Origin of the sequence: Desulfopila sp. IMCC35006 (assembly GCF_005116645.1) — a bacterium.
Classification (GTDB): domain Bacteria; phylum Desulfobacterota; class Desulfobulbia; order Desulfobulbales; family Desulfocapsaceae; genus Desulforhopalus_A.
In genome coordinates this window covers 50,251-71,061 of sequence record NZ_SWCM01000001.1, presented here as the reverse complement: position 1 = coordinate 71,061, position 20,811 = coordinate 50,251, and the positions used below count along the sequence as shown (strand labels likewise).

The window sequence follows — 20,811 nt, the reverse complement described above, 5'->3', positions numbered from 1 at the left end:
GGGAGTGTGTTTATGGTCGAAAATGTGAGTAAAAAGGAAGATGCATGTGGATGTGGCGAGGGTAAAGTGCCCGATAAACAGGGGCGGTGTGTCATGCCAGAGGTGACGTTTCCTGCTTTTGTAATGTCGTTGAATACCTCTGCGCTGTATCATCTGGGTGAGATCGCCGACCCGTCTACTGGGAAAAGAATAGTCGATCTCGACCTGGCCAAACATGCGATCGATACTCTGGCCTTGATTCAGAATAAGACCAAAGGAAATCTGTCAAAGGATGAAGAGGAGTTGCTGAAAAACATCCTCTACGATATTAAAATCCGTTTTGTAAAAGCGGTAAAAAAATAGCACTGTTATCAGTAAAATCGAGGAAATGGCCCTGGGTAATCAACGCATATCTGTGCAGGCACCGGCAAAAATAAACCTGTTGCTGCGAGTCCTGGGCAGGCGTGCAGACGGATATCATGACCTGGAAACCTGGATGCAGAAGATCGACCTGTATGACCAGATTGAGCTCGCGCTGCATCCTGGTAACGGGGTGGAATTTTTTTCCGACGATGCGTCCATTCCAGCTGATGCGACTAATCTTGCAGTGCGGGCAGCTGTCGCTTTTTTGCAGGCGAGTAAAAAGAGCACAGGATATGGAGTGCAGATACGTCTGCAGAAAAATATCCCGGTGGCTGCAGGACTCGGTGGCGGCAGCAGCGATGCAGGGGCGGTGCTGCGTGGTCTGAATACTATTTTTGACCGGGAGTTTTCGGAAAAACAACTCATAGGATTGGCTCGACCTCTGGGGGCTGATGTGCCTTTTTTTGCTGTTGACCATGATGCCGTTTTTGCGACCGGCATCGGCGATATAATGTATCCGGTCGAATCTCTTGGTAATTGTTCGTTTTTGGTGGTGAATCCGGATTTTTTTGTTTCCACCGCCTGGGTCTTTCAAAATTTAACATTGACAAGCCTGTCGAAAACCTCTAAATTGTCATGCTTTCAAAAGTACAAGGCAGTGCCTCTTTCTCTGCAGGAGATGCATAATGACCTGGAACAGGTCACTAATGCTCAATATCCGGAAATTGAGCGGATGAAGAGATCGCTGCTGGCCGTTGGTGCATCACAGGTTTTGATGTCCGGGAGCGGGCCGACTGTATTTGGCGTTTTTCCAGATACAGAAAAACCGTTCGGTTCAGATTTACAACGTATTGTTGGTGCATTCCGTCAGGAATACGGAGAGAAGGTTTTTTTATCTAGAGCGTGTACTGGGGCGTCGCCAAGCGGTAAGGCACCGGGTTTTGATCCCGGCATTCGTAGGTTCGAATCCTGCCGCCCCAGCCATCAATAATACGTTTTCAGACTATTAGAATACATCAAAAAGCGATGCGAGATTTAAAAATATTTTCAGGCAATGCTCACAAAATAATGGCTGAGGAGATTGCCGCTCATCTTAAAATACCCCTGAGTAAAGCAGAAGTTAGAAAATTCAGCGATGGGGAAATTTTTGTTGAAATAAAAGAAAATGTTCGGGGAACGGATGTTTTTGTCGTTCAACCGACCTGCACGCCGGTAAATGATCATCTGATGGAACTGGTGATCATGGTAGATGCGCTGCGAAGAGCGTCTGCGCGCAGGATTACCGCTGTGCTGCCATATTACGGGTACGCCCGGCAGGATAGAAAAAATGCACCTCGTGTGCCGATTACAGCGAAAGTTGTGGCGGAAATGTTAATGGTCGTGGGGGTGCGCAGGGTTCTCTGCATGGATCTTCACGCAGGCCAGATCGGCGGCTTTTTCAATATTCCAGTGGATCATCTCTATGCCGCACCTGTCGTTTTGAAGTATATCCAGCAAACCTTTGACGACAATGTCATCATGGTCTCCCCTGACGCCGGCGGTGTTGAGCGGACCAGGGCCTTTGCCAAAAGACTGAATTCCGGACTCGCTATTATTGATAAACGTCGGGATAAGCCGAATGAGTGTGAAGCGATGCATGTTATCGGCGATGTCCGGGGCAAAACCGCTATCCTGATGGATGATATGGTCGATACGGCCGGTACTTTATGTGCTGGTGCCAAAACCTTGTTGGAAAACGGAGCCAAAGAAGTGCATGCCTGCTGCTCACATCCGGTTCTTTCCGGTCCGGCCATTGAGCGGTTATGCAATTCTGATTTAAAATCTCTTGTCGTTACCAATTCCATACCGTTGCGGGGGGATGCCATAGCGTGTGACAAGATAAAAGTTCTCTCTGTCTCATCGCTGCTAGCCGATGCGATCAGCAGAATACACAATGAAGATTCGGTCAGTTCGCTTTTTGTGTAACCGACGTTTTGTATCTTACAATAGTTTAAAATTAGTTAAAATTTATCATATTCTGCTCAGTCGCCGTCAAACTGTAATCGCGACTGTTTAGCAAAGGAGGAAAAATGCTTCAGGTCGAAATATCCGCTTCTGTTAGAAATACTTCAGGTAAGGGGCCCATGCGGCAGCTGCGTATGAAGGGAATGACTCCTGCTGTGGTATACGGTGGAGGTGCTGAGGCGCAAAGACTCCAGCTTGACACGAAGACACTTATGGCCCAGTTGCTCGAGTTTTACCGTAAAAACACTGTTGTTACCCTGAATGTCGAGGGTGCATCAGCAAAAACCGTTATGGTCGGTGAAGTTCAGACGGATCCCGTTCGTGACACGCTTATTCATGTCGACTTCTGTGAAATCGATCTTCAGAAAGACCGTGCTTTTACTGTGCCGGTAAGACTTACGGGTAAGGCCAAGGGCGTTGATCTGGGCGGGCAGATGATCGTCGGTTGCAATCAGGTGGTGCTCAAAGGAAAACCTCTTGATATACCTGATGAATGTGTTGTCAATATCGCCCCCCTGGCGATAGGAGAGCAATTCACCTGTGCAGCCCTCAGTATTCCCGAAGGTGTGAAGATGATCACCGACCCTGCAACTGTCATTATTTCGATTATCAAACCTGGTGAGAAGGTTGAAGAATCAACGGAAAAAGCCGTGAAAAACGGCAAGAAATAACGGTCGGTTGCCCACGGGCGAAGAACAGCACCTGCCTGCCTGACAATTCAGGCAACGGCATGCGTGGTGACGGAAATGATAAAGGTCCGGGAAATGTTAATTTCCCGGACCTTTATTCATTAATATTCTCGTGACAACGAAGATTCCTCTCGAATTCATGGAAAAGCAAGATTTTATCATTGTCGGGCTGGGTAATCCTGGAGCCCAGTACCAGGGTACGCGTCATAATGTCGGTTTTTTTGTGGTAGATGAATTGGCAAGAAGATGGAATGCATCGGATTTTCTGGAGAAATGGCAGGCTCAGTGTGTGTCTTTGCCAATGGGTGGGGAGAAGGTTCATCTCATAAAACCATTAACGTTTATGAATAGAAGCGGCAGGGCAGTGGGACAGTTTTATCGGTTTTATAAAACCACTCCTGACCAACTCTTGGTTGTTCATGATGATCTCGATATGGCGCCGGGAAGGATCAAGCTCGTTAAAGGAGGGGGGGCAGGTGGACATAATGGTATAAAATCGCTTGTCGAATCACTCGGAACCCCTGAATTTTATCGTTTAAAGATAGGCATTGGCCGGCCTGGGAATGGAGACGTTCATCCAGACTTTCCTGTGGATAAATATGTTTTAGGCAATTTTACCGACGGCGAACTGGAGGTTTTGCAATCCAGGTACGATAGTTTCGCGGCCGGTATTCATCTCTTTTTGCAAGGCCAAGTGGCTAAAGCGATGAATCTGCTCAATAGTCTCAAGTAGGTCCTCGCTCCGTTAAGCAGTTCTTTTGTCTCGCCAGCTGATTCTCTCGATACCATGAAAAAATACGGCAATTTGGTGCAAAACGTGTTATAGTATCTCCATTGAATCCCAAATTTGGTTGTTTGTGATAACACCCGCTGCAGAAAAATATCAAAAATGCCGGAATAAAGGTGCAACCCTTTATAGTCCGACGCTTTCCCCCTTGTATGGCAAATTACTGCGTTGTCTTGTGCTTTTCTAGTTTATCTTTTTCAGCCTTGTGCAAGGCGTTTTGTGTTTAAAGGAGAGATCTGTGTTTACTGAAGGTGATATGGCTGTGTATCCGGCCCATGGTGTTGGAGTTATTAAAGCTGTTGAAACAAAGACTATTGGAGGGATTGACCAGTCGTTTTATATCCTGGAGATTCTTGATAATAGTATGAGAATTATGATTCCTACCGCCAGTAGTGATAATGTCGGTCTGCGGGCGATCGTCGGTAAAAATGAGGTACGGACTGTTCTTGATATTCTGGCCGATCGTTCCGTAGAATTAGGTACCCAGACCTGGAATCGTCGTTACCGTGATTATATGGAAAAGATCAAGACTGGTTCTGTTCATGAGGTGGCTATTGTGCTGCGTGATCTCTTCCTGCTCAGTGTTGACAAGGATCTCAGTTATGGTGAAAGGAAAATGCTGGATACCGCAAAAAACCTCATAGTGAAGGAACTTTCACTTGCGCAAGACACGGAAGAAGCAAGCGTCAGCAAAACTATCGAGGCAATTTTTTCCTGAAATTTCAGCATCATTCCAAGATTTTTTCTATCGCGGTTGCATAAGAAGTAATTGTATGGAAACCAAAGAAGCAGCTCTGTGCAGATCCAGCCGGTCGAACCGGAATTTTCAGGTGACGATTGATACTGGACTGTCAGGGATGCGTCTTGACCAGTTCCTGGCCCAGCATCTTCCCTCCACATCGAGAGCACTGATTATTGCATCAATTCGCAAAGGATTGATTCTAGTTGATGGCGTGCACCGCAAAAGTAGTTATCGGCTCAAAGAAAGCGAAACCTTACAAGGTAGTGTTGAGGGCAAACAAGAGATTGATGTCCTGCCTGAACACATCAGTTTTCCTGTCCTTTTTGAGGATGATTCTCTGCTGATCATCTCAAAACCTCCCGGGCTTGTCGTTCATCCGGGGAGTGGAAATCATCATGGGACGCTTGTTAATGGATTGGTGCATCATTGTCGATCCATTGCCGATGTTGGTGACAGCTTACGGCCTGGAATTGTCCATAGACTTGACAAAGATACTTCCGGTATAATGGTTGTTGCTAAAACAGAAAATGTCCATCGCCTGCTCGTTGATTCATTTAAAAATCATCAGTTACATAAAGAATACCTGGCGCTGGTGCATGGTGTTCTTAAAGAAAAAAATGGTCGACTCGTTGCGCCGATTGGCCGCCATCCGGTGCAACGGCAGAAAATGGCAATTCGCCAGACCGGAGGAAAGCACGCTGCCAGTAGCTGGCAGGTGCTCGAAGAATTCAACTCTGCATGCAGTCTGGTAAAAGTGGTAATTGAGACCGGGAGGACGCATCAGATCCGGGTCCATATGGCCCATCTCGGTTGTCCTGTCGTCGGTGATACAGTGTATGGATCCGGCAGAGACAATCGTCTTTTTCCCCGTCAGCTGCTGCATGCATCACGGTTGGTTTTTCGTCACCCCGTCACCGATGCAGTCATTGATAAAAAAGCCGAACTCTGGCCTGATTTTACCGATATCTTAAAAGGTTTGGGGGCGTCTGCAGTGGAGGAAAATGAGTGAATATCGCGGTAACCGGTGGGTTGGGAACCGGCAAATCAACTGTCAGTAGGATTATTGCCGCGGATCTTGCCACTGAACTCATCGATGCTGATCAGTTGTGCCGCGAACAGATGCTGCCCGGGACAGAAGGGTATGCCGAATTTCGTCGTGTCTTTAATGAACGCTACATCCAGAGCGATGGAATTATTGACCGCGTGCAATTGCGCGAGGCGGTTTTTGCATATCCTTCGATCAGGAATCGGCTTGAAAATATTCTGCATCCAATTGTTCGGCGGCAAATCGCCGCTCGGGGGAGAATATCTTCTACACACGGCAAGATTCTTGTTGTTGAAGTCCCTTTGCTTTATGAGGCCGGATGGCAGGATGCATTTGATATCTGCGTCGTGGTCTATGTGCCGGAGCAACTCTGTATCCAGCGGGTGGTGATGCGGGACGGGATGCCGGTTGAGCAAATCAGACAGATTTTAAATGCGCAGGTTCCCATCAAGAAAAAACTTGATTATGCCGATTTTATAGTTGATAATTCTGGTACCTTTGTAAGTACAGTGCACCAGATAGCATGGATGTCCAAAAAGCTTAGGGTGGACTCAACAGAGTAGTTTTTTATACCTTTAGCCCTCCTGATCCGGGATGGTTATAAACAGCCGGGGTACTCTTTTAGGTCATTTTTATAGAGATAAGTACCTTGAAACAAAATGTTTTTTACGCAATAAACGTAGAGAATACGCTGCAAGGTGCTAAAAAGCTTGACAGCACAGATCTGAAAACGTATAAGAGAATCGATGTTTTTTAAAACTCAAATTCCTGTCATTGCTTAATCGTTTCTTTGGATCCTGCTAAAATTACTTCGGAACAGATTGTTCCGATTTTAATGTCCTGAAGATCTGCAGAATTCAGTAGTGTGATTCTCCACAGATCCGGCCATTTTCCATTCTGCTTTTTAATCTAAGCGACGAAAAAGCTCAAAAGAATATCTTTATAACCAGCTATGATTTGAATTGCTGTTGACTCTGCCCTGGCACTGTGTCTTGCCAAAGGCATAGATAGAGCAGTCTGAATATAATGTACACCGGCAATATTGGACGGCTCGTCCATAGGGTCCAAGTTACACGTGGTATTTCCCTAATATCCTGCCAATAATCCCACAAAGGAGAAGAAGGTTAATGAATCTGGCGGAACTCAAACTGATGAAAATCGGTGAACTGGTACAGCTTGCTCGTTCTTTAAAAGTCGAGGGGTACAGTTCATTGCGGAAACAGGAACTGATCTTTGCTATTTTAAAAGCTCAGTCGGTCAAAGATGGGAAAATGCGGGGCAGCGGTGTCCTGGAAATCCTACCAGATGGTTTCGGTTTTCTTCGGGCTCCAGACTACAACTATCTACCGGGACCTGACGATATTTATGTTTCGCCGTCGCAAATCCGACGCTTAAATCTTCGAACCGGGGATACCATTGAAGGGCTTGTTCGTGCACCAAAAGAAGGGGAGAGGTATTTCGCCCTGTTGAAAGTTGACAGCGTCAACTTCGACCCACCGGATGCCGCGAAGCAAAAAACCCTGTTTGGCAACCTGACGCCGTTGCATCCCAATGTCCCTTTCACCCTGGAGTGGCAACCCGATAACATGTCCATGCGAATTATGGATTTGTTTGCCCCTATCGGCAAAGGGCAGCGAGGATTGATTGTGGCTCCGCCCCGAACCGGCAAGACTGTGCTGATGCAAAAAATTGCCAACTCCATCGTCCGCAACCACAAGGAGGTGTATCTTATTGTTCTGCTGATTGATGAACGCCCGGAAGAGGTAACGGAGATGACCAGAAGTGTCAAAACCGCCGAGGTAGTCAGCTCAACTTTTGATGAACCGCCCCAACGCCATATTCAGGTTGCTGAAATGGTCATTGAAAAGGCCAAGAGACTTGTCGAACATAAAAAAGATGTTGTTATCCTCCTCGACAGTATTACCCGGCTTGCAAGGGCCTATAACACCGTGACTCCAGCCAGTGGTAAAATTCTTTCCGGTGGTGTCGAGGCCAATGCCCTGCATCGGCCCAAGCGTTTCTTTGGTGCGGCAAGAAATATTGAAGAAGGCGGCAGCCTGACTATTCTGGCAACTGCGCTTATCGAAACTGGCAGTCGTATGGATGAAGTAATTTTTGAGGAATTTAAAGGAACAGGTAATATGGAGCTTGTTCTTGATCGTAAGATGGCCGATAAACGAATTTTCCCCGCCATTGATCTGAAACGTTCCGGTACCAGAAAAGAAGATCTGTTGATGAAACCAGAGACCCTCAATCGGATCTGGATACTCAGAAAACTTCTTAATTCCATGAATCCAGCCGATTGTATGGATTTTCTGATCGATAAGCTTAAGCACCAGAAAACCAACGATGATTTTCTTGACTCAATGAACGGATGACGGCACCGGTAATGACTTGTCAAAGGACATAAATCGCGCGTGTTAGTGTGGAGATCACTTGTGTCCGCCTATTTATTAACTGTTGAAAAAAATCCGTATTTTGAGTAATCTGTTTCCCCTGTGTTCTGAAAATATTGGAAAAATGTATATTAATTGATCATCGCCCGTATCGGCGAGTTGGAGGTATAAAAGCTATGAAAGAAGGTATCCATCCGGAATATCATAAAATTAAGGCTGTATGTGCTTGTGGCAATGAAGTGGAAATGGGATCGGTAATGGAAGAGATGAAAGTTGAGATCTGTTCCGCCTGCCATCCGTTTTTTACCGGTAAGCAGAAGCTTATCGATTCAGCCGGTCGTATCGAGAAGTACAAACAGCGTTATGCGAAACATTTTGCCGCTGTAGAGAAGGGTAAATCTTAATTCCAACATTGCCTTGGTCGGTGAGTATTGCTGACGGCAGAAACAGTTTCACCCCACTCGGTCCACAACGATGCTTGACATGGTTGTGGACCTTTTTATTTTTCTCTCTTGTTCTTCTGGTTGAATGCTATGTTTGAAAAATTTGCTGATCTTGACGATAAAATATCTCATCTTGAAGGCAGGTTGTCTGATCCTCACCTGGTTAAAGATCAGAAGGAATATCAGAAAGTTGTTCGGGAACATGCTAATCTCGTTAAACTGAACAAAAAATATCTGGAATACATCAAAGTTCAGGAAGAGATCGAAGAAAACAGACAGATACTCCATGATGAAGAGGAGGATCCGGATCTAAAAGAACTCGCTAAAGCTGAACTTGAGGAGCTGTCTGCCAAGGAGAAAAAGCTTGATCAGGAGATGAAGATCATCCTGCTTCCCAAGGATCCGAACGACGAAAGAAACACTTTTTTAGAAATTCGGGCCGGTACTGGCGGAGATGAAGCTGCTCTTTTTGTCGGTGATCTCTTTCGGATGTACAGTCGCTTTGCCGAAGATATGGGCTGGCGGGTTGAAGTTATGAGTTCAAATCCTATGGATATTGGCGGATTTAAAGAGATAATTGCGCTGATAACCGGAGATCAGGTTTACTCAAAACTTAAATACGAAAGTGGCGCACATCGGGTGCAAAGAGTCCCGGAGACAGAAACCCAGGGACGGATTCATACCTCGGCTGTCACCGTTGCGATATTGCCTGAAGCGGACGAAGTCGATTTGAAAATCGATATGCATGAACTGAAATTCGATGTTTTTCGTTCTTCCGGGCCTGGTGGCCAGTCAGTCAATACCACGGATTCTGCTGTACGGGTAACGCATCTTCCGACGGGAATGGTGGTTATCTGCCAGGATGAAAAATCACAGCACAAAAATAAGGCCAAGGCCCTGACTGTGCTCCGTGCGCGGCTGCTTGACAAGCTGGAACAAGAGCGCCATGATAAAATTTCCCAAAATAGAAAAAGCCAGATCGGCAGTGGCGACCGGAGTGAACGGATTCGTACGTATAACTTTCCTCAGGGACGGATGACTGATCATCGGATCAACCTCACCCTCTATAAACTCGATGCGATCATGGGCGGTAAGCTGGAAGACGTTATCTATCCTCTCATTGCCCATGATCAGGCAGAAAAGCTAAAAGATATACAGTAAATGATCCACAGATACAGCTCCCTGTTCAACTGCCCGGTCAGTTGTAAATTTTTATCTTGGCAATGAGATGCGCCTGCTGGAACTCCTTCATCATGGACAAACAGAATTAGAGCTTGCCGGAGTAACGGAATATGAACTGGATGCACGGCTGCTGTTAGAATACTGCACGGCAAAAACAAGAGCCGGGATTTTTCTCGATGGAGCTTGCGAGGTGGATCCGGCAATTTGTGAGAACTATCTGTCGCTGCTGGAACGCCGGAAAAAAAGAGAACCGCTGGCCTATATCCTGGGTGAACAGGAATTCTGGTCTTTACCTTTTCATGTGACTCCGGATGTCCTGATCCCTCGACCTGAGACCGAGTTTTTGCTGGACCGGGTTTTTGCGCTTGCCGATACTGAAAATTTTCAAAAAGGGCATATTCTCGATCTCTGCTGTGGCAGCGGAGTTATAGCCACCATCCTGGCCAAAGAATCCGGCAAAAAGATAATCGCTTCCGACATCTCGTTTAAGGCTCTTCATATGACCAGAAAAAATGCCCGCCGGCACCGTCTCGAGTCACAGGTTTTGCCCGTGCAGGGACATCTTCTCGCCCCGTTCTCTGCAGGTGCAACATTTTCCTTGATCGTCGCTAACCCTCCTTATATCAGTAGTTTTGATGTGAGACATTCGTTAATGCCTGAAGTTGCTGGACATGAGCCGCATCTAGCCCTTGATGGCGGTGTACGAGGGCTTGAATTAATACAACAAATTCGAGATGCACTACCAACGGTTCTCTGTCCGGGGGGACAATGTTTTATCGAAATTGGTGCGGACCAGGGAGCTGAGATAAAAAAGTTTTTTTCAGAAGATGTTGTCGGTGGAAGATGTTATCAACAGGTTGAAATACTGGTCGATTATGCCGGACGTGAGCGAGTTGTTCATGTGCGGCTTGGACAATGACAGGAGTTGGTTGTAGACAATGGAAAAACTAATTATTGAAGGCGGAAAACCACTGTATGGCGAAGTAAAAATAAGTGGTGCCAAAAATGCAGCCTTGCCGCTTATGGCTGCTACATTACTCGCTCCCGGAAGACATTTTCTGCGCAATATGCCTAATTTGCGGGATACTCGTACTTTCGTCCGTCTCATGGAAAATTTCGGGGTGAAGAGTGAGAGAACCGGTGACGTTCTGATGTTGGACACCACCCACCTTGATCATACTGAAGCACCGTATGACCTGGTAAAAACGATGCGGGCGTCGGTGCTTGTTCTGGGGCCGCTGATGGCCAGGTTTGGCAGAGCCAAGGTTTCCCTGCCCGGGGGCTGTGCAATCGGCGCTCGACCTATCAATTTTCATATTATGGGCCTTGAGCGTCTTGGAGTGACCTGCACCCTGGAAGGTGGCTATGTCGATGCCAGAATAGACGGCCCCCTGCGCGGTAATGTCATTTACTTTGATGTCCCTTCGGTGACCGGTACCGAGAATCTTCTCATGGCTGCGGTGTTGGCTGAAGGCACCACGGTTTTAAAAAATGCCGCACGAGAGCCGGAGATCGGTAATCTTATCGATATGCTCAACGGTATGGGAGCAAGGATTGAGGGAAAAGACACTGACAGGCTGACGATTCATGGTGTGAAAAATCTCATTCCTGCCGATTGTTCAATAATTCCGGATCGAATTGAAACGGGCACCTATCTTATTGCCATTGCAGCGACCGGAGGCACCGGTACGGTAACCAATTGTAACCCTGCTCACCTGCCATCGCTTCTGGAAAAACTTCGGGCTGTCGGCCTGATAATTACCGAAACCGAGACAACCATTGCCGTTGGCTGGCCTGAGAGAGCGGATAAGCGGCGGGTCATCGGCAATGTTGATATAAAGACCATGCCATATCCGGGATATCCGACAGATCTGCAGGCGCAATTCATGGCCCTTATGACACTCAGTTCAGACACCTGCGTTATTAATGAAACGATTTTCGAAAACCGGTTTATGCACGTGGCCGAGCTGCATCGTATGGGAGCACGGATCAGGGTTGATGGACACTTTGCCGTTGTCACCGGTGGAGGAATAGACGGTATGAAAGGTGCACCGGTGATGGCGACCGACCTTCGTGCCAGTTCTTCCCTGGTTATTGCCGGTCTTGCCGCTTCTGGCCGAACAGAAATTTCCCGTATTTATCATCTGGAGCGCGGCTATGAAGACCTGGTTGACAAACTTACCGGCCTGGGGGCAAAAGTCTGGAAAGAACAGGAATAGAAATGCGTAACAAACTTCTTTCTTTAATACAATTCATCAAAAAATATAAAGAGAGATTTGCTCTTGCTGGACTGGGGATCGCCTTCGTTATTTTTATAGGAGGCGGAATGTATCTGCAGAAGAGTAACAAGCAGGACAAAGAACCTCAGCCAACTGCGGCCGGATCAGTAAGTGTTGAACTGAAAACCAGCCGGCGGGAAAAAGGGCCAAAGGAAGCGCAACCCGGGAGGGCTGCAGCTCCAGAAACCACCGCGTATTTTCTCAAGCCGTCTCCTGAAGAACTCCTGCAGAAATTGGCATCGATGGAGCATTTGAAGGCGGATGTAATCGATGAGAAAATAAAGCAGATGCCGGTGTTGTGGCCGGCATACTTTTTTACCATCCGGGAAACCCAAGACGGACGAAGGAGTATAGTCCTGGATGTGTCGGAAAATGGTTTCGGCGTGGTCATCGAAAGTGAGATAGACCTGCGTCTTTACCCGGAGCTTCATGACTTGAAAACCGGCCAGAAAGTCTGGATTGGCGGTAAAATTATGGCCGTCGATCCAGAGGGAACCGGCAGGATTTATATCAAGAGTGAACAGTTCAGGATTGGCGATGACGCTCCATTTCTGCAGGTTGCGGCAAGAAAGATAAATTAACAAACCGCCTTTTTACCAGCAATTTTGCCGTTGCGTGCTGTCGCATCTCCCCCTATTGTGGCAGAGGCAGCTGAAGCGTGAATATTGCTCCCCCTGCGGCACCATTTTGCACCGTCAGGGTGCCGTGATGTTCTTCAATGGTCTGCTTTACAATAGCCAGTCCCAGCCCGGTTCCGTCGGCACGAGTAGTGAAAAATGGCTCGAATATCTGGCCTTTTTTGCTTTCATCCAGTCCGGGTCCGTTATCTTTAATTGAGATTTCAATGGCCTCTTGGTCGTCCGTTGTTCTCACTTCATTGGCTGTCACGACGATACGCTGTTTCCCTTCCGGGCAGAAAGCCAGACCATTTTGGATAAGATGGTTAAAAACAGTAAACATTTGTTTTTCGTCTGCCCATATATCTACGGTTCCCTTGAAATCGAGAATGATTTTTGCCGAATTCGGCCAGGCTGGGTCGGCTCGCAGGACCTGCATGACTTCATCAAGGCAACTGCGGAGCGAAAACCAGTTGCAGTGACAATGTTCCGGCCGTGAAAAACGCAAGAAATCTGCAATGGTGGTGATCAGCCGATTTGACTCCCTTTGAATGATATTCGTGAGTTGAAAATTTGCATAACTCTTCGCCCCCTCAGCCGAAAATTCTTTCGCCAAAACCTGGGCCGATCCGGATATAGCGGTGAGTGGATTGCGAAAATCATGGGCGATACTGGCGCTCATCATCCCAATCGCCGCAAGTTTTTCTGTTTGTCGAACCTGCTGTTCCAGCTTTTCTATATCACTGATATCTCGCAGGGTTATAATCTTATGCGGCGGTTCTGCGGCCAGTTGTTCTTTCTCGGTTCCCTGGATGACCATATGGGCATAGCCTATGCGAACGGTACAGCCATCATCTTTTTGAAAATCGGTTGTCAGTCTCTGGTTTTCCCTGGTCAATTCGATTCGCGGAAAAATGTCAGCCAGGTTTTGTCCGATAAGCGTCAGCGGACTGTTACTGCTGCCAATTATTTTTTCGACGGCAGCATTGGCGGAGGTGATGATTCCCTGTCCGTCAATAGTGACTATTCCCGTGGAAATATTGTCGAATATCTGTTTGTAGAGAATGGCCAGTCGATCGAAATTTTTCAACGAATCACTCAGCGCATGCTCGGTTTTAAGAAGACGCTTGCCGAATAAGGCACTCAATATTGCCGCCAGGAAAAATGTCAGGCCGTGTACTGAAAAACTGTTGAGGATTACCAAGGGAGAGGACGTCGAGTGCTGCAGGTATTCGACGAGATATGCGGGATACAACCCGTATCTCTCCAGAAAGAGGATTGCCCCGAACAAAAGTGTGGCAGCAGCTGCAGCAATAAGCCCTCCTTTTCTTGGCAGAATCAGTCCTCCGGCGACAATAGGGAAAAAGAATACAGAGCTGAAAATCGAACTCGAAGAACCGGAAAAAAAGACGAGCAGCGCGGCGAATCCGGTATCGATGAGGGTCTGGATAAAGCCAAACTTACGCAGGCTGCCTTGATAAATAAGGAGCCAGAAAGCCGAAACAATTGTGGTCAGGTACACGACCAGCAGGAGCAGAATAAATAGATTCGCAGGCAGAACGATGATCTCTATCTGAGTACCTGTAAACATATAACTCAGAGCCATCAGCGACGTATATAAGATTATCCGCAGCAGCAGCATCCAGAGCAGCTGGTTTCTGAGCAATTGATTGGTACTGATGGTATTTCTGGCGCGGTCTAACAGAGTGGAAAAATCCATAGGAATCAGCTTAAACCATATTTTTTTACTTTATAGCGCAGCGATCGAAAACTGATCTGCAGCATTTCTGCTGCCTTCATCTTCGAATTGTTGGTTTTGGTGAGGGTGTGGGAAATAAGGCGTTTCTCGAGATTGGCGATAACTCTTTCAATGCCGAGATCATACAGCTCTTCTTCACTTTCGGCTGCCTGCATAAGAGAATTGGCGGGATGCAGAGGAGTTTCCGATTGCGATTGCTTCATGCCGCCTGCAAAGGACAGACTTTCCGGAAGAATTATATTGGAGTTCTCCAGAGCCACGCCACGTTCAATGATATTTTCCAGTTCACGGACGTTCCCTGGAAAATTGTAATTCATCAGCACCTGCATGGCATACGAGGACATCTCCTGAATTTGTTTGCCCAGACGGCGGGAATACTTTTTGAGAAAATGGTCGACCAGAAGCGGGACGTCGTCTTTTCTTTCCCGGAGAGATGGCACACGCAGGGGAACAACCGCCAGTCGGTAAAAGAGATCCTCCCTGAACCTGCCGGCTCTGATTTCATCTTCAAGAATTTTGTTGGTCGCGGCAATGATGCGGACATTGATGCTTTTTGTCCGGGTTCCGCCCACCGGTTTAATTTCCCTTTCCTGCAGCACGCGCAAGAGTTTTGTCTGAATTATGGGTGTCAATTCCCCGATTTCATCAAGAAAAGCCGTGCCGTTATCCGCTTCGTTAAAAAGACCGGATTTATCGTTAATGGCGCCGGTGAAAGCTCCTTTTACATGGCCGAACAGTTCGCTCTCCATCAGATCTTCAGGGATGGCGCTGCAGGTTATAGGGACAAAATTCTGCGAGGCCACTTTACTGTGCTCGTGGATGGCCTGGGCGACAAGTTCTTTACCGGTTCCCGACTCGCCATAGATAAGCACATTGGCCGGCGTGGGCGCAACCCGTCTGATCATGTCAAATATCTTCAACATTTCCCGACTCTTGCCGATAATTTCTGGAAATGTTGTGCTGAGTTCCTGGTTTTTTTGGGTGCTGAGGTTTTTATTTGTTGCCGACTCGATGACGGATTTAATTTCATCGACATTGAAAGGCTTGCTGATGTAGTCAAAGGCCCCGTTTTTCATGGCCAGCACCGCATCGTCGGGCGAGGCGAAGGCCGTAATCATAATTACCGGCAACTCAGGTGTGTGTTCCTTGACCGTTTCCAGCAGTTCGATGCCGGTCATGCCGGGCATGCGGATATCACTGACAATGACATCCACTGCCAGTTTGCTTAACGTTTCCAGAGCACGCGTGCCACTGTCCGCAGTTGTCACCTGATGGCCTTCTTTTTCAAGAAGAATTTTCAGGAAATCACGCATGCTGCGTTCATCGTCAACAATTAATACTGAGGCCATGGCCACCTTTGAAAATATGGAGGTGAATGTAAGTCAGGTGTTGCGGCGGATCTCTTCTCTGCCCATTTAACTTATCAAGATATATTCTGATAATATCTTAAATAGCGGGAAGAGACAAGGCGTTGATAAAAAAGTACCGGTGGAAAACGCATGCAGCTGCAAAAGATTGCTGCAGTTGTCTGCGACAATCCTTTACAGTTCAGCCAGGAGACTTTGCAAGTATCTTATGGAACAGGCATCTGCTGTTGATGCCGGTTGGAATGCCCAGGAGGGGGAGGTGAGATCTTTATTGGATGCAGTCCACAGCAATGGTCCTGGCTGCCTGGGTGTACAGTTTTTCCTGGAGCTGTTTCTGTGCGGTTTCGACGGCAATACGTCCCTTCTTAAGGTCGTTCTGGAGTTGTTGCAGCATGACTGCGTCGTGAACAATTCTGGCGGTTAATGGTGCATCCTGGGCCAGTTCGGTCTGGGTTCCCAGAATCTGGCAGATCTCCTGGATCAGGGGTTCGCTCGCCCCGACCTGATGCAGGATAGCACGAGCATTTTCTAATCCTGTACCGTGGAGATAGACAACACAGAGAATGACCGCAAGATTTCCACCTTCTGCTTTTCCGATATTCTCTGCGTGCCTGGCAGCGCTGGTGGCTTTACGGATGCTTTTAAAATCAGTCTGGAAGAACCGTTTCATAGCCACGGCGACTTTATCCTTCAAAAGATCTTCTCGCGATCCCATAAATTCTTCAGGCAGGGTGCCCATGCACTGTTCGGCAAACTGGCAATAGGATGCACAACCGAAATCCATCTTCGGATTGACCAGGCGATGGTCGCAATGTCCGCATTTTCTGGTGGTGTCATCTTTATAAAATTCAATCGCCGTACCGCATTTGGGACAAGCAACTTCAAATATTGCATCATCTTTCCAGTATTTCGTATCCTGGCCCGGGCATTTCATACCAACTCTCCTTTAACTTTTGTTGCCAACCGTCGCTCGCAGTTTCCCCACGTAAAAGTTTCTGATGGAAAAAGTGTACCTGGATACTATGGAAATGCCTTTGACCTAGGTCAAGAATTGATTTTTTAGAAAAAAAAAGGGAAATACAGCGGACGCCATATTTCCCTTCCACGAAGAAGCAGGAAAATATCACATGACAGGACAATGTTGTTCCATCAATTCCTGCACTGCGGCGACAGAGAGAGCAGTATCGGGCAATTCCAGCAGGGATCGACGTTCCATATCAAATTCAAGCAGTGCCGGATCATTGGGAATGACGGCGGCGACGGGCAGTCCTATCTCGGCAACTTCAGCGAGAAAAGCATCCCCGAGTTTTTCCGGACCCCGGGTGACGATAATTGCAGTATTCTTGACATCGAGCTTTAAGCTTTGCAGCATGTCGTTTATTCTCCGAACTGCCCGCAACCCTCGCAGGGAGTAGTCGGTGACGAGATACAGCATGTCCACCTCGCCGCTGGTGCGTCGGCTCAGGTGCTCCATACCGGCTTCGTTGTCGACGACCATATATTTATAATGGGCACTCAATTTGTCGGTGAAATTATTAAGGATGTTATTGACCATGCAATAACAGCCCTGTCCTTCCTGCCGTCCCATAACCAGAAGATCGAATTGAGGTCTTTCGATAAGCGCCTGCTCGATCAGAAGTTCAAGATAGTTCACCTTATCCATTCCGGAGGGAATTCCCTGCGGGTCTCTCATGTAGTTTTCACGAATATCTCCAATAGTGCTGGGGACTTCCAATCCCATCGTTTCTCCGAGATTGCTGTTTGGATCGGCATCGACGGCGAGAATTGGTGCTTTCCCCGCCGCACCGAGGTAACGAACAACCAGTGATGCAACGGTGGTTTTGCCGACGCCGCCTTTTCCAGCAAATGCGATAATCTTGCTCATACAAATCTCCAGATAAAAGTACCAAGCAAATAAAAATTTACTTGTAGTGGGCTACATTAGACCTTTATTTTAACTCCCGGGTAATAGTAAACATTTTCAGAGAAAAAAAAAGAAAAAACCACCTCGTCACGCTATGAATCAGAGAGGTGGTTGGTGATAGAAACTGCAGGTGGAGAAGATGTTTGGTCAGGCAGCAGCTGCGGCCTTTTTCTTGGCCTTTTTCTTCTCTTCTCCCGGTGGACCGAGAAGGGACTTCAGGTGCTGGATATCTTCTATTCCTATTGTACTGTTCTGGTGAATTCCCAGGAGTTGCTCATCAATGCCGAGACAGAGACCGAGAAGTTGTGGGTAGAGCAGCACCGGCAGGAGTTTGCCGGCCGGGTCTGCCGCATGGAGAGTTTTCTGGGTTGTGTCAAATTGCAGATGGCAATAGGAGCAGACTGGGGTAATGTAATTGGCCCCGGCCGCCTCTGCACCGGAGATTTTTTCTTGCAGCAGTTTGTGTGAGAGCTCCGTGTTGATGCCGGCAAGGGCTGCACCGCAACATTCCAGTTTACCACGCCAGTCGAGACTGGTAACTCCGGTAAGCTGAACAAGTTCGTCGGTTATCCGCGGGACAAAAGAGTCATCGAAGGAGGTGATTTCTCGGGGGCGCAGAATATGACACCCGTGAATGACCGAGATGTTCAGGTCTTTGATTCGATTGACCAGGCGGCTTTTAATTTGTTCGATCCCGATATCTTCGTAGAGGACAGTTAAGAAATGTTTTATCTGCACTTTACCGCTGTACTGCAATGATTCTTTGCTAAGAAAGCCGTTTAATTCATCTTGCAGGCTGCTGTTGCCGGCCATGACACTTTTGGCTTTCTGCAGGCTGGCAAAACAACAGTTACAAATAACCGCAATGTCGAGGCCCATTTTTTCGGCAATAGCCATATTGCGGACAGAAGGCAGGAGATATGCCTTCTCGTCCACATTTCGTGCCGGATAACCGCAGCAGTTGAAGTCAGGAACGACCTCCAGTTCTACACCGAATGTATTGAGTACGGCTTCGGTGGATGTTGCATATTGCTTTATGCGGATTGGAATGTTGCATCCCTGAAAAAATGCGTATTTCATGAGCTCGCTGCAGCCTCCATTTTGTTGATGGCACTGTTTTTGAGATTATAAAAAATATCACAAAGCTGGACCTGGTTAGGACAATGTTCCTGGCAGAGATAACAGGTGGAACAACTCCAGATCATCTGCGCCCCCATGGCCAGATCCGTATTTCCGATACCCAGGCTGAACATGATCTGGTGGGGCAGCATGCCCAGGGCTTCCACCGGATTGTCATAGCTTCTGACCACCGGACAGACGTTGGTGCAGCGCTGGCATGAGTAGCAGCTCTTGTAGGTGTTATTTTCGAGTCCAGTCGTTTTGCCCAGAGTGAGTGGCGCCGAAAGATCGGCAAGATGCTGAAAGTTCTTTTTAAACAGATCAGTCACCTTTTTGAGGGCCTTTATGTGGTCGTCGACAAAATTCTGCGCCAACGCCAGAGGAAAGGAGAAATGACTGAGCATGGTTGTTTCGGGGGTACCCGATTCAAGCAGGCTGTAACGCGCGCTGACAAAGAGTTGTTTCAGATTGATCCCCGACGGGCAGACCGTGGTGCAGCGATCGCAGCTGGTGCAGACATAAAGTCCCTGCTGCATGCGCTTTATTATCGCGGGATCGCGCTCTTTACCCGCGGCAAATTTTTTCAGATATTGTACCTTTTCGGATGGCAGAATGAAATCGTTCTGGAATGTTTCGTAAAACATGTTCGACGAACATTCCAGGGAGCAGGTTCCGCAATGGGTGCAGGCGGACAGCCCTACCATCTGTGCGGTGAGTACATTCGCCGGTTCGTCTATTTCATCTCCGGTTACCCGTTTCGTGATAAGGCTGACGGGGGCGGCTAACATATGAAACATTTTACTGAACGGCAGCCAGGCTAAAAAGGACAGGCAGGCAATGATATGGAGATACCAGAGCATGGTGGTCGCCTTGAAATCTCCAACCACTGCCGCAAACGGTCGGGTGATTGTGGCCATGGCGAAGCTGGCAAAGGCGGTTCTGTTCGAGGCGTGACAGGTAATGCAGCTATCCGAGTTCACCTCGCGGCCGCGGGCGACCAACTCCGGATCAATCGGCCCGGCAATATTGGGCGAAACCACTCCATTTTCCTGAACCCAGAATGCTTCAAGGGCTCTTCCTTCTTCTTCATCGAGCGAGGCATATTCGTCGACCATGTTCTGGTATATGGTAAAAGACGATATTTTAGCACCTTCGAGCAGCATGCCGGAGAGGATAATGACCCCGATAAAACCAATCGCTGCCCAGTCGCCTGCAGAGGTGCGCATTCGCTGCGGTTTAAGAGATATTCTCCGGTATATGGCGATGCCGAGGCCGACAAGTACCATCACCCCGAAAAAATCCCGCAAGAAGAGAAAGGGGTTGAGTGTCGGGTAATAATCACTGAAGATGGCCTGGGAGACAATCGACCCAAGGGCATGCATGAAAAACAGCAGGATAAAACCCGTGAAAATGAGGGTATGGGCTGCCCACCTGAGATAGCTCTTGTCGAAAATGCGTTTTTGAAAGAGGAGATCGACAAAAAAAGATTTCAGCACGAGAAGGCTTTTGGAACTGAAAATTACTCTGAGTATTCCGTGGGTTGCAGCACCTATTCGATTGACGGCACTGAGAGGGGAAGAGGGGGCGGACAGGGAAGGACGTATGCCTTGGGAGAACCAGATAGCTAATCTGATAATCAAACCAACGAGACAGATACTGACAGATAAACCCAATAGCATAGTAAGTGTATTAGTATTCATGGCTCAATCTCTATATCCTTGTCTTTTTCCTGTGATTGGAATTGGTTATCGGTTTTTCACTGCGCGATTGTAACTTGTTGCCCCCGATTCCGCAAAACGGCCAGATAGTTGGGCTCTATACCTTGAGATCGATCCGTTCCTGGCTGGGAAAGAGGACACAATCTGGAAGGTACTCATTTAGTTCGCACGTGATAGGTGTTGCCTCCTTCTTTTCTCTGTCTTGAAACGTTTTTGACTGTGAAGTGTGTTTTCTTTATAGCTACCTGCCGATAAGGTGCAGTAGGTAGTGCAGATTATACCGTTTTTTAATACATGCGTCGAGCAGTCATTCACGCCGGTATAAAAATAATTGATCATGAACATCTCGGAATGCTCAATTGTCGCGAGGGGATTTCCAGACCCCTTCTCCAGTATAT

Annotated in this window: 19 protein-coding genes, 1 tRNA gene and 1 pseudogene; 15 read left to right on the top strand and 6 right to left on the bottom strand. The window is 47.6% G+C overall.

What is annotated here, in order from left to right:
• The first annotated feature begins 12 nt into the window (after window positions 1–12).
• From FCL47_RS00320 to FCL47_RS00250, 15 genes and pseudogenes are all read left to right on the top strand, one after another.
• Window positions 13–342 carry a DUF1844 domain-containing protein gene (locus FCL47_RS00320; protein ID WP_136811388.1) on the top strand — a complete coding sequence of 110 codons (330 nt, stop codon included), beginning with the start codon at window positions 13–15 and terminating at the stop codon, window positions 340–342.
• Between the two features lie 25 nt (window positions 343–367).
• A pseudogene (gene ispE / locus FCL47_RS25510) lies at window positions 368–1,153 on the top strand (4-(cytidine 5'-diphospho)-2-C-methyl-D-erythritol kinase); the annotation flags it as partial.
• 98 nt (window positions 1,154–1,251) lie between these two features.
• Window positions 1,252–1,326, top strand: a tRNA-Gln gene (locus FCL47_RS00310).
• Window positions 1,327–1,368: 42 nt separating this feature from the next.
• Window positions 1,369–2,307 carry a ribose-phosphate pyrophosphokinase gene (locus FCL47_RS00305; protein ID WP_136811386.1) on the top strand — a complete coding sequence of 313 codons (939 nt, stop codon included), beginning with the start codon at window positions 1,369–1,371 and terminating at the stop codon, window positions 2,305–2,307.
• Window positions 2,308–2,411: 104 nt separating this feature from the next.
• Window positions 2,412–3,017, top strand: a complete 606-nt coding sequence (locus tag FCL47_RS00300; RefSeq protein WP_136811384.1) for a 50S ribosomal protein L25 — start codon at window positions 2,412–2,414, stop codon at window positions 3,015–3,017.
• Between the two features lie 157 nt (window positions 3,018–3,174).
• Complete coding sequence (gene pth, locus FCL47_RS00295; RefSeq protein WP_136811382.1) at window positions 3,175–3,768, top strand: aminoacyl-tRNA hydrolase; 594 nt, start codon at window positions 3,175–3,177, stop codon at window positions 3,766–3,768.
• Window positions 3,769–4,060: 292 nt separating this feature from the next.
• On the top strand, window positions 4,061–4,540 hold the full coding sequence (locus FCL47_RS00290) for a CarD family transcriptional regulator (RefSeq protein WP_240744084.1): 480 nt from the start codon (window positions 4,061–4,063) through the stop codon (window positions 4,538–4,540).
• A 55-nt stretch (window positions 4,541–4,595) separates the two neighbouring features.
• Window positions 4,596–5,573, top strand: a complete 978-nt coding sequence (locus FCL47_RS00285; RefSeq protein ID WP_136811381.1) for an RluA family pseudouridine synthase — start codon at window positions 4,596–4,598, stop codon at window positions 5,571–5,573.
• Window positions 5,570–6,172 (top strand): dephospho-CoA kinase, encoded by a 603-nt coding sequence (gene coaE / locus FCL47_RS00280; RefSeq protein ID WP_136811379.1) that lies wholly within the window; start codon window positions 5,570–5,572, stop codon window positions 6,170–6,172. The genes FCL47_RS00285 and coaE overlap by 4 nt, the downstream gene beginning before the upstream one ends.
• A gap of 564 nt (window positions 6,173–6,736) precedes the next feature.
• Window positions 6,737–7,987, top strand: coding sequence for a transcription termination factor Rho (gene rho, locus FCL47_RS00275; protein ID WP_136811377.1), 1,251 nt, complete (start codon window positions 6,737–6,739; stop codon window positions 7,985–7,987).
• Window positions 7,988–8,181: 194 nt separating this feature from the next.
• Window positions 8,182–8,409, top strand: coding sequence for a 50S ribosomal protein L31 (gene rpmE / locus FCL47_RS00270; protein WP_136811375.1), 228 nt, complete (start codon window positions 8,182–8,184; stop codon window positions 8,407–8,409).
• A 129-nt stretch (window positions 8,410–8,538) separates the two neighbouring features.
• The gene (prfA, locus tag FCL47_RS00265; protein WP_136811374.1) at window positions 8,539–9,609 is read left to right on the top strand and encodes a peptide chain release factor 1; all 1,071 of its coding nucleotides are present in this window, start codon (window positions 8,539–8,541) and stop codon (window positions 9,607–9,609) included.
• Window positions 9,610–9,676: 67 nt separating this feature from the next.
• Entirely contained in the window at window positions 9,677–10,549 is an 873-nt protein-coding gene (prmC, locus tag FCL47_RS00260) for a peptide chain release factor N(5)-glutamine methyltransferase (protein WP_136811372.1), read from the top strand.
• 19 nt (window positions 10,550–10,568) lie between these two features.
• The gene (gene murA / locus FCL47_RS00255; protein ID WP_136811370.1) at window positions 10,569–11,849 is read left to right on the top strand and encodes a UDP-N-acetylglucosamine 1-carboxyvinyltransferase; all 1,281 of its coding nucleotides are present in this window, start codon (window positions 10,569–10,571) and stop codon (window positions 11,847–11,849) included.
• 2 nt (window positions 11,850–11,851) lie between these two features.
• Window positions 11,852–12,490 carry a hypothetical protein gene (locus FCL47_RS00250; protein WP_136811368.1) on the top strand — a complete coding sequence of 213 codons (639 nt, stop codon included), beginning with the start codon at window positions 11,852–11,854 and terminating at the stop codon, window positions 12,488–12,490.
• 52 nt (window positions 12,491–12,542) lie between these two features.
• Here the strand turns inward: FCL47_RS00250 and FCL47_RS00245 are convergent, their stop codons facing one another.
• The 6 genes from FCL47_RS00245 to FCL47_RS00220 all read right to left on the bottom strand — a co-directional run bounded on the left by FCL47_RS00245 (window position 12,543) and on the right by FCL47_RS00220 (window position 20,395).
• A complete protein-coding gene (locus FCL47_RS00245) occupies window positions 12,543–14,246 on the bottom strand; it encodes a nitrogen regulation protein NR(II) (protein WP_136811366.1) in 1,704 nt (567 codons plus the stop codon).
• 5 nt (window positions 14,247–14,251) lie between these two features.
• Window positions 14,252–15,634 (bottom strand): sigma-54 dependent transcriptional regulator, encoded by a 1,383-nt coding sequence (locus FCL47_RS00240; protein WP_136811364.1) that lies wholly within the window; start codon window positions 15,632–15,634, stop codon window positions 14,252–14,254.
• A 286-nt stretch (window positions 15,635–15,920) separates the two neighbouring features.
• Complete coding sequence (locus FCL47_RS00235; protein ID WP_136811363.1) at window positions 15,921–16,586, bottom strand: phosphohydrolase; 666 nt, start codon at window positions 16,584–16,586, stop codon at window positions 15,921–15,923.
• Window positions 16,587–16,775: 189 nt separating this feature from the next.
• Window positions 16,776–17,537, bottom strand: a complete 762-nt coding sequence (locus FCL47_RS00230; protein WP_136811361.1) for an AAA family ATPase — start codon at window positions 17,535–17,537, stop codon at window positions 16,776–16,778.
• 186 nt (window positions 17,538–17,723) lie between these two features.
• Entirely contained in the window at window positions 17,724–18,656 is a 933-nt protein-coding gene (locus tag FCL47_RS00225; RefSeq protein WP_136811360.1) for a CoB--CoM heterodisulfide reductase iron-sulfur subunit B family protein, read from the bottom strand.
• Complete coding sequence (locus FCL47_RS00220; RefSeq protein WP_136811358.1) at window positions 18,653–20,395, bottom strand: 4Fe-4S dicluster domain-containing protein; 1,743 nt, start codon at window positions 20,393–20,395, stop codon at window positions 18,653–18,655. The genes FCL47_RS00225 and FCL47_RS00220 overlap by 4 nt, the downstream gene beginning before the upstream one ends.
• Window positions 20,396–20,811 lie beyond the last annotated feature (416 nt).

What these genes read in the sequence shown, in the direction of transcription:
- FCL47_RS00320 (WP_136811388.1), top strand. Translation starts at nt 13, where the DNA reads ATGGTCGAAAATGTGAGTAAAAAGGAAGATGCATGTGGATGTGGCGAG.
- FCL47_RS00305 (WP_136811386.1), top strand. Translation starts at nt 1,369, where the DNA reads ATGCGAGATTTAAAAATATTTTCAGGCAATGCTCACAAAATAATGGCT.
- FCL47_RS00300 (WP_136811384.1), top strand. Translation starts at nt 2,412, where the DNA reads ATGCTTCAGGTCGAAATATCCGCTTCTGTTAGAAATACTTCAGGTAAG.
- pth (WP_136811382.1), top strand. Translation starts at nt 3,175, where the DNA reads ATGGAAAAGCAAGATTTTATCATTGTCGGGCTGGGTAATCCTGGAGCC.
- FCL47_RS00285 (WP_136811381.1), top strand. Translation starts at nt 4,596, where the DNA reads ATGGAAACCAAAGAAGCAGCTCTGTGCAGATCCAGCCGGTCGAACCGG.
- rho (WP_136811377.1), top strand. Translation starts at nt 6,737, where the DNA reads ATGAATCTGGCGGAACTCAAACTGATGAAAATCGGTGAACTGGTACAG.
- rpmE (WP_136811375.1), top strand. Translation starts at nt 8,182, where the DNA reads ATGAAAGAAGGTATCCATCCGGAATATCATAAAATTAAGGCTGTATGT.
- prfA (WP_136811374.1), top strand. Translation starts at nt 8,539, where the DNA reads ATGTTTGAAAAATTTGCTGATCTTGACGATAAAATATCTCATCTTGAA.
- prmC (WP_136811372.1), top strand. Translation starts at nt 9,677, where the DNA reads ATGCGCCTGCTGGAACTCCTTCATCATGGACAAACAGAATTAGAGCTT.
- murA (WP_136811370.1), top strand. Translation starts at nt 10,569, where the DNA reads ATGGAAAAACTAATTATTGAAGGCGGAAAACCACTGTATGGCGAAGTA.
- FCL47_RS00250 (WP_136811368.1), top strand. Translation starts at nt 11,852, where the DNA reads ATGCGTAACAAACTTCTTTCTTTAATACAATTCATCAAAAAATATAAA.
- FCL47_RS00245 (WP_136811366.1), bottom strand. Translation starts at nt 14,246, where the DNA reads ATGGATTTTTCCACTCTGTTAGACCGCGCCAGAAATACCATCAGTACC.
- FCL47_RS00240 (WP_136811364.1), bottom strand. Translation starts at nt 15,634, where the DNA reads ATGGCCTCAGTATTAATTGTTGACGATGAACGCAGCATGCGTGATTTC.
- FCL47_RS00235 (WP_136811363.1), bottom strand. Translation starts at nt 16,586, where the DNA reads ATGAAATGCCCGGGCCAGGATACGAAATACTGGAAAGATGATGCAATA.
- FCL47_RS00230 (WP_136811361.1), bottom strand. Translation starts at nt 17,537, where the DNA reads ATGAGCAAGATTATCGCATTTGCTGGAAAAGGCGGCGTCGGCAAAACC.
- FCL47_RS00225 (WP_136811360.1), bottom strand. Translation starts at nt 18,656, where the DNA reads ATGAAATACGCATTTTTTCAGGGATGCAACATTCCAATCCGCATAAAG.
- FCL47_RS00220 (WP_136811358.1), bottom strand. Translation starts at nt 20,395, where the DNA reads ATGAATACTAATACACTTACTATGCTATTGGGTTTATCTGTCAGTATC.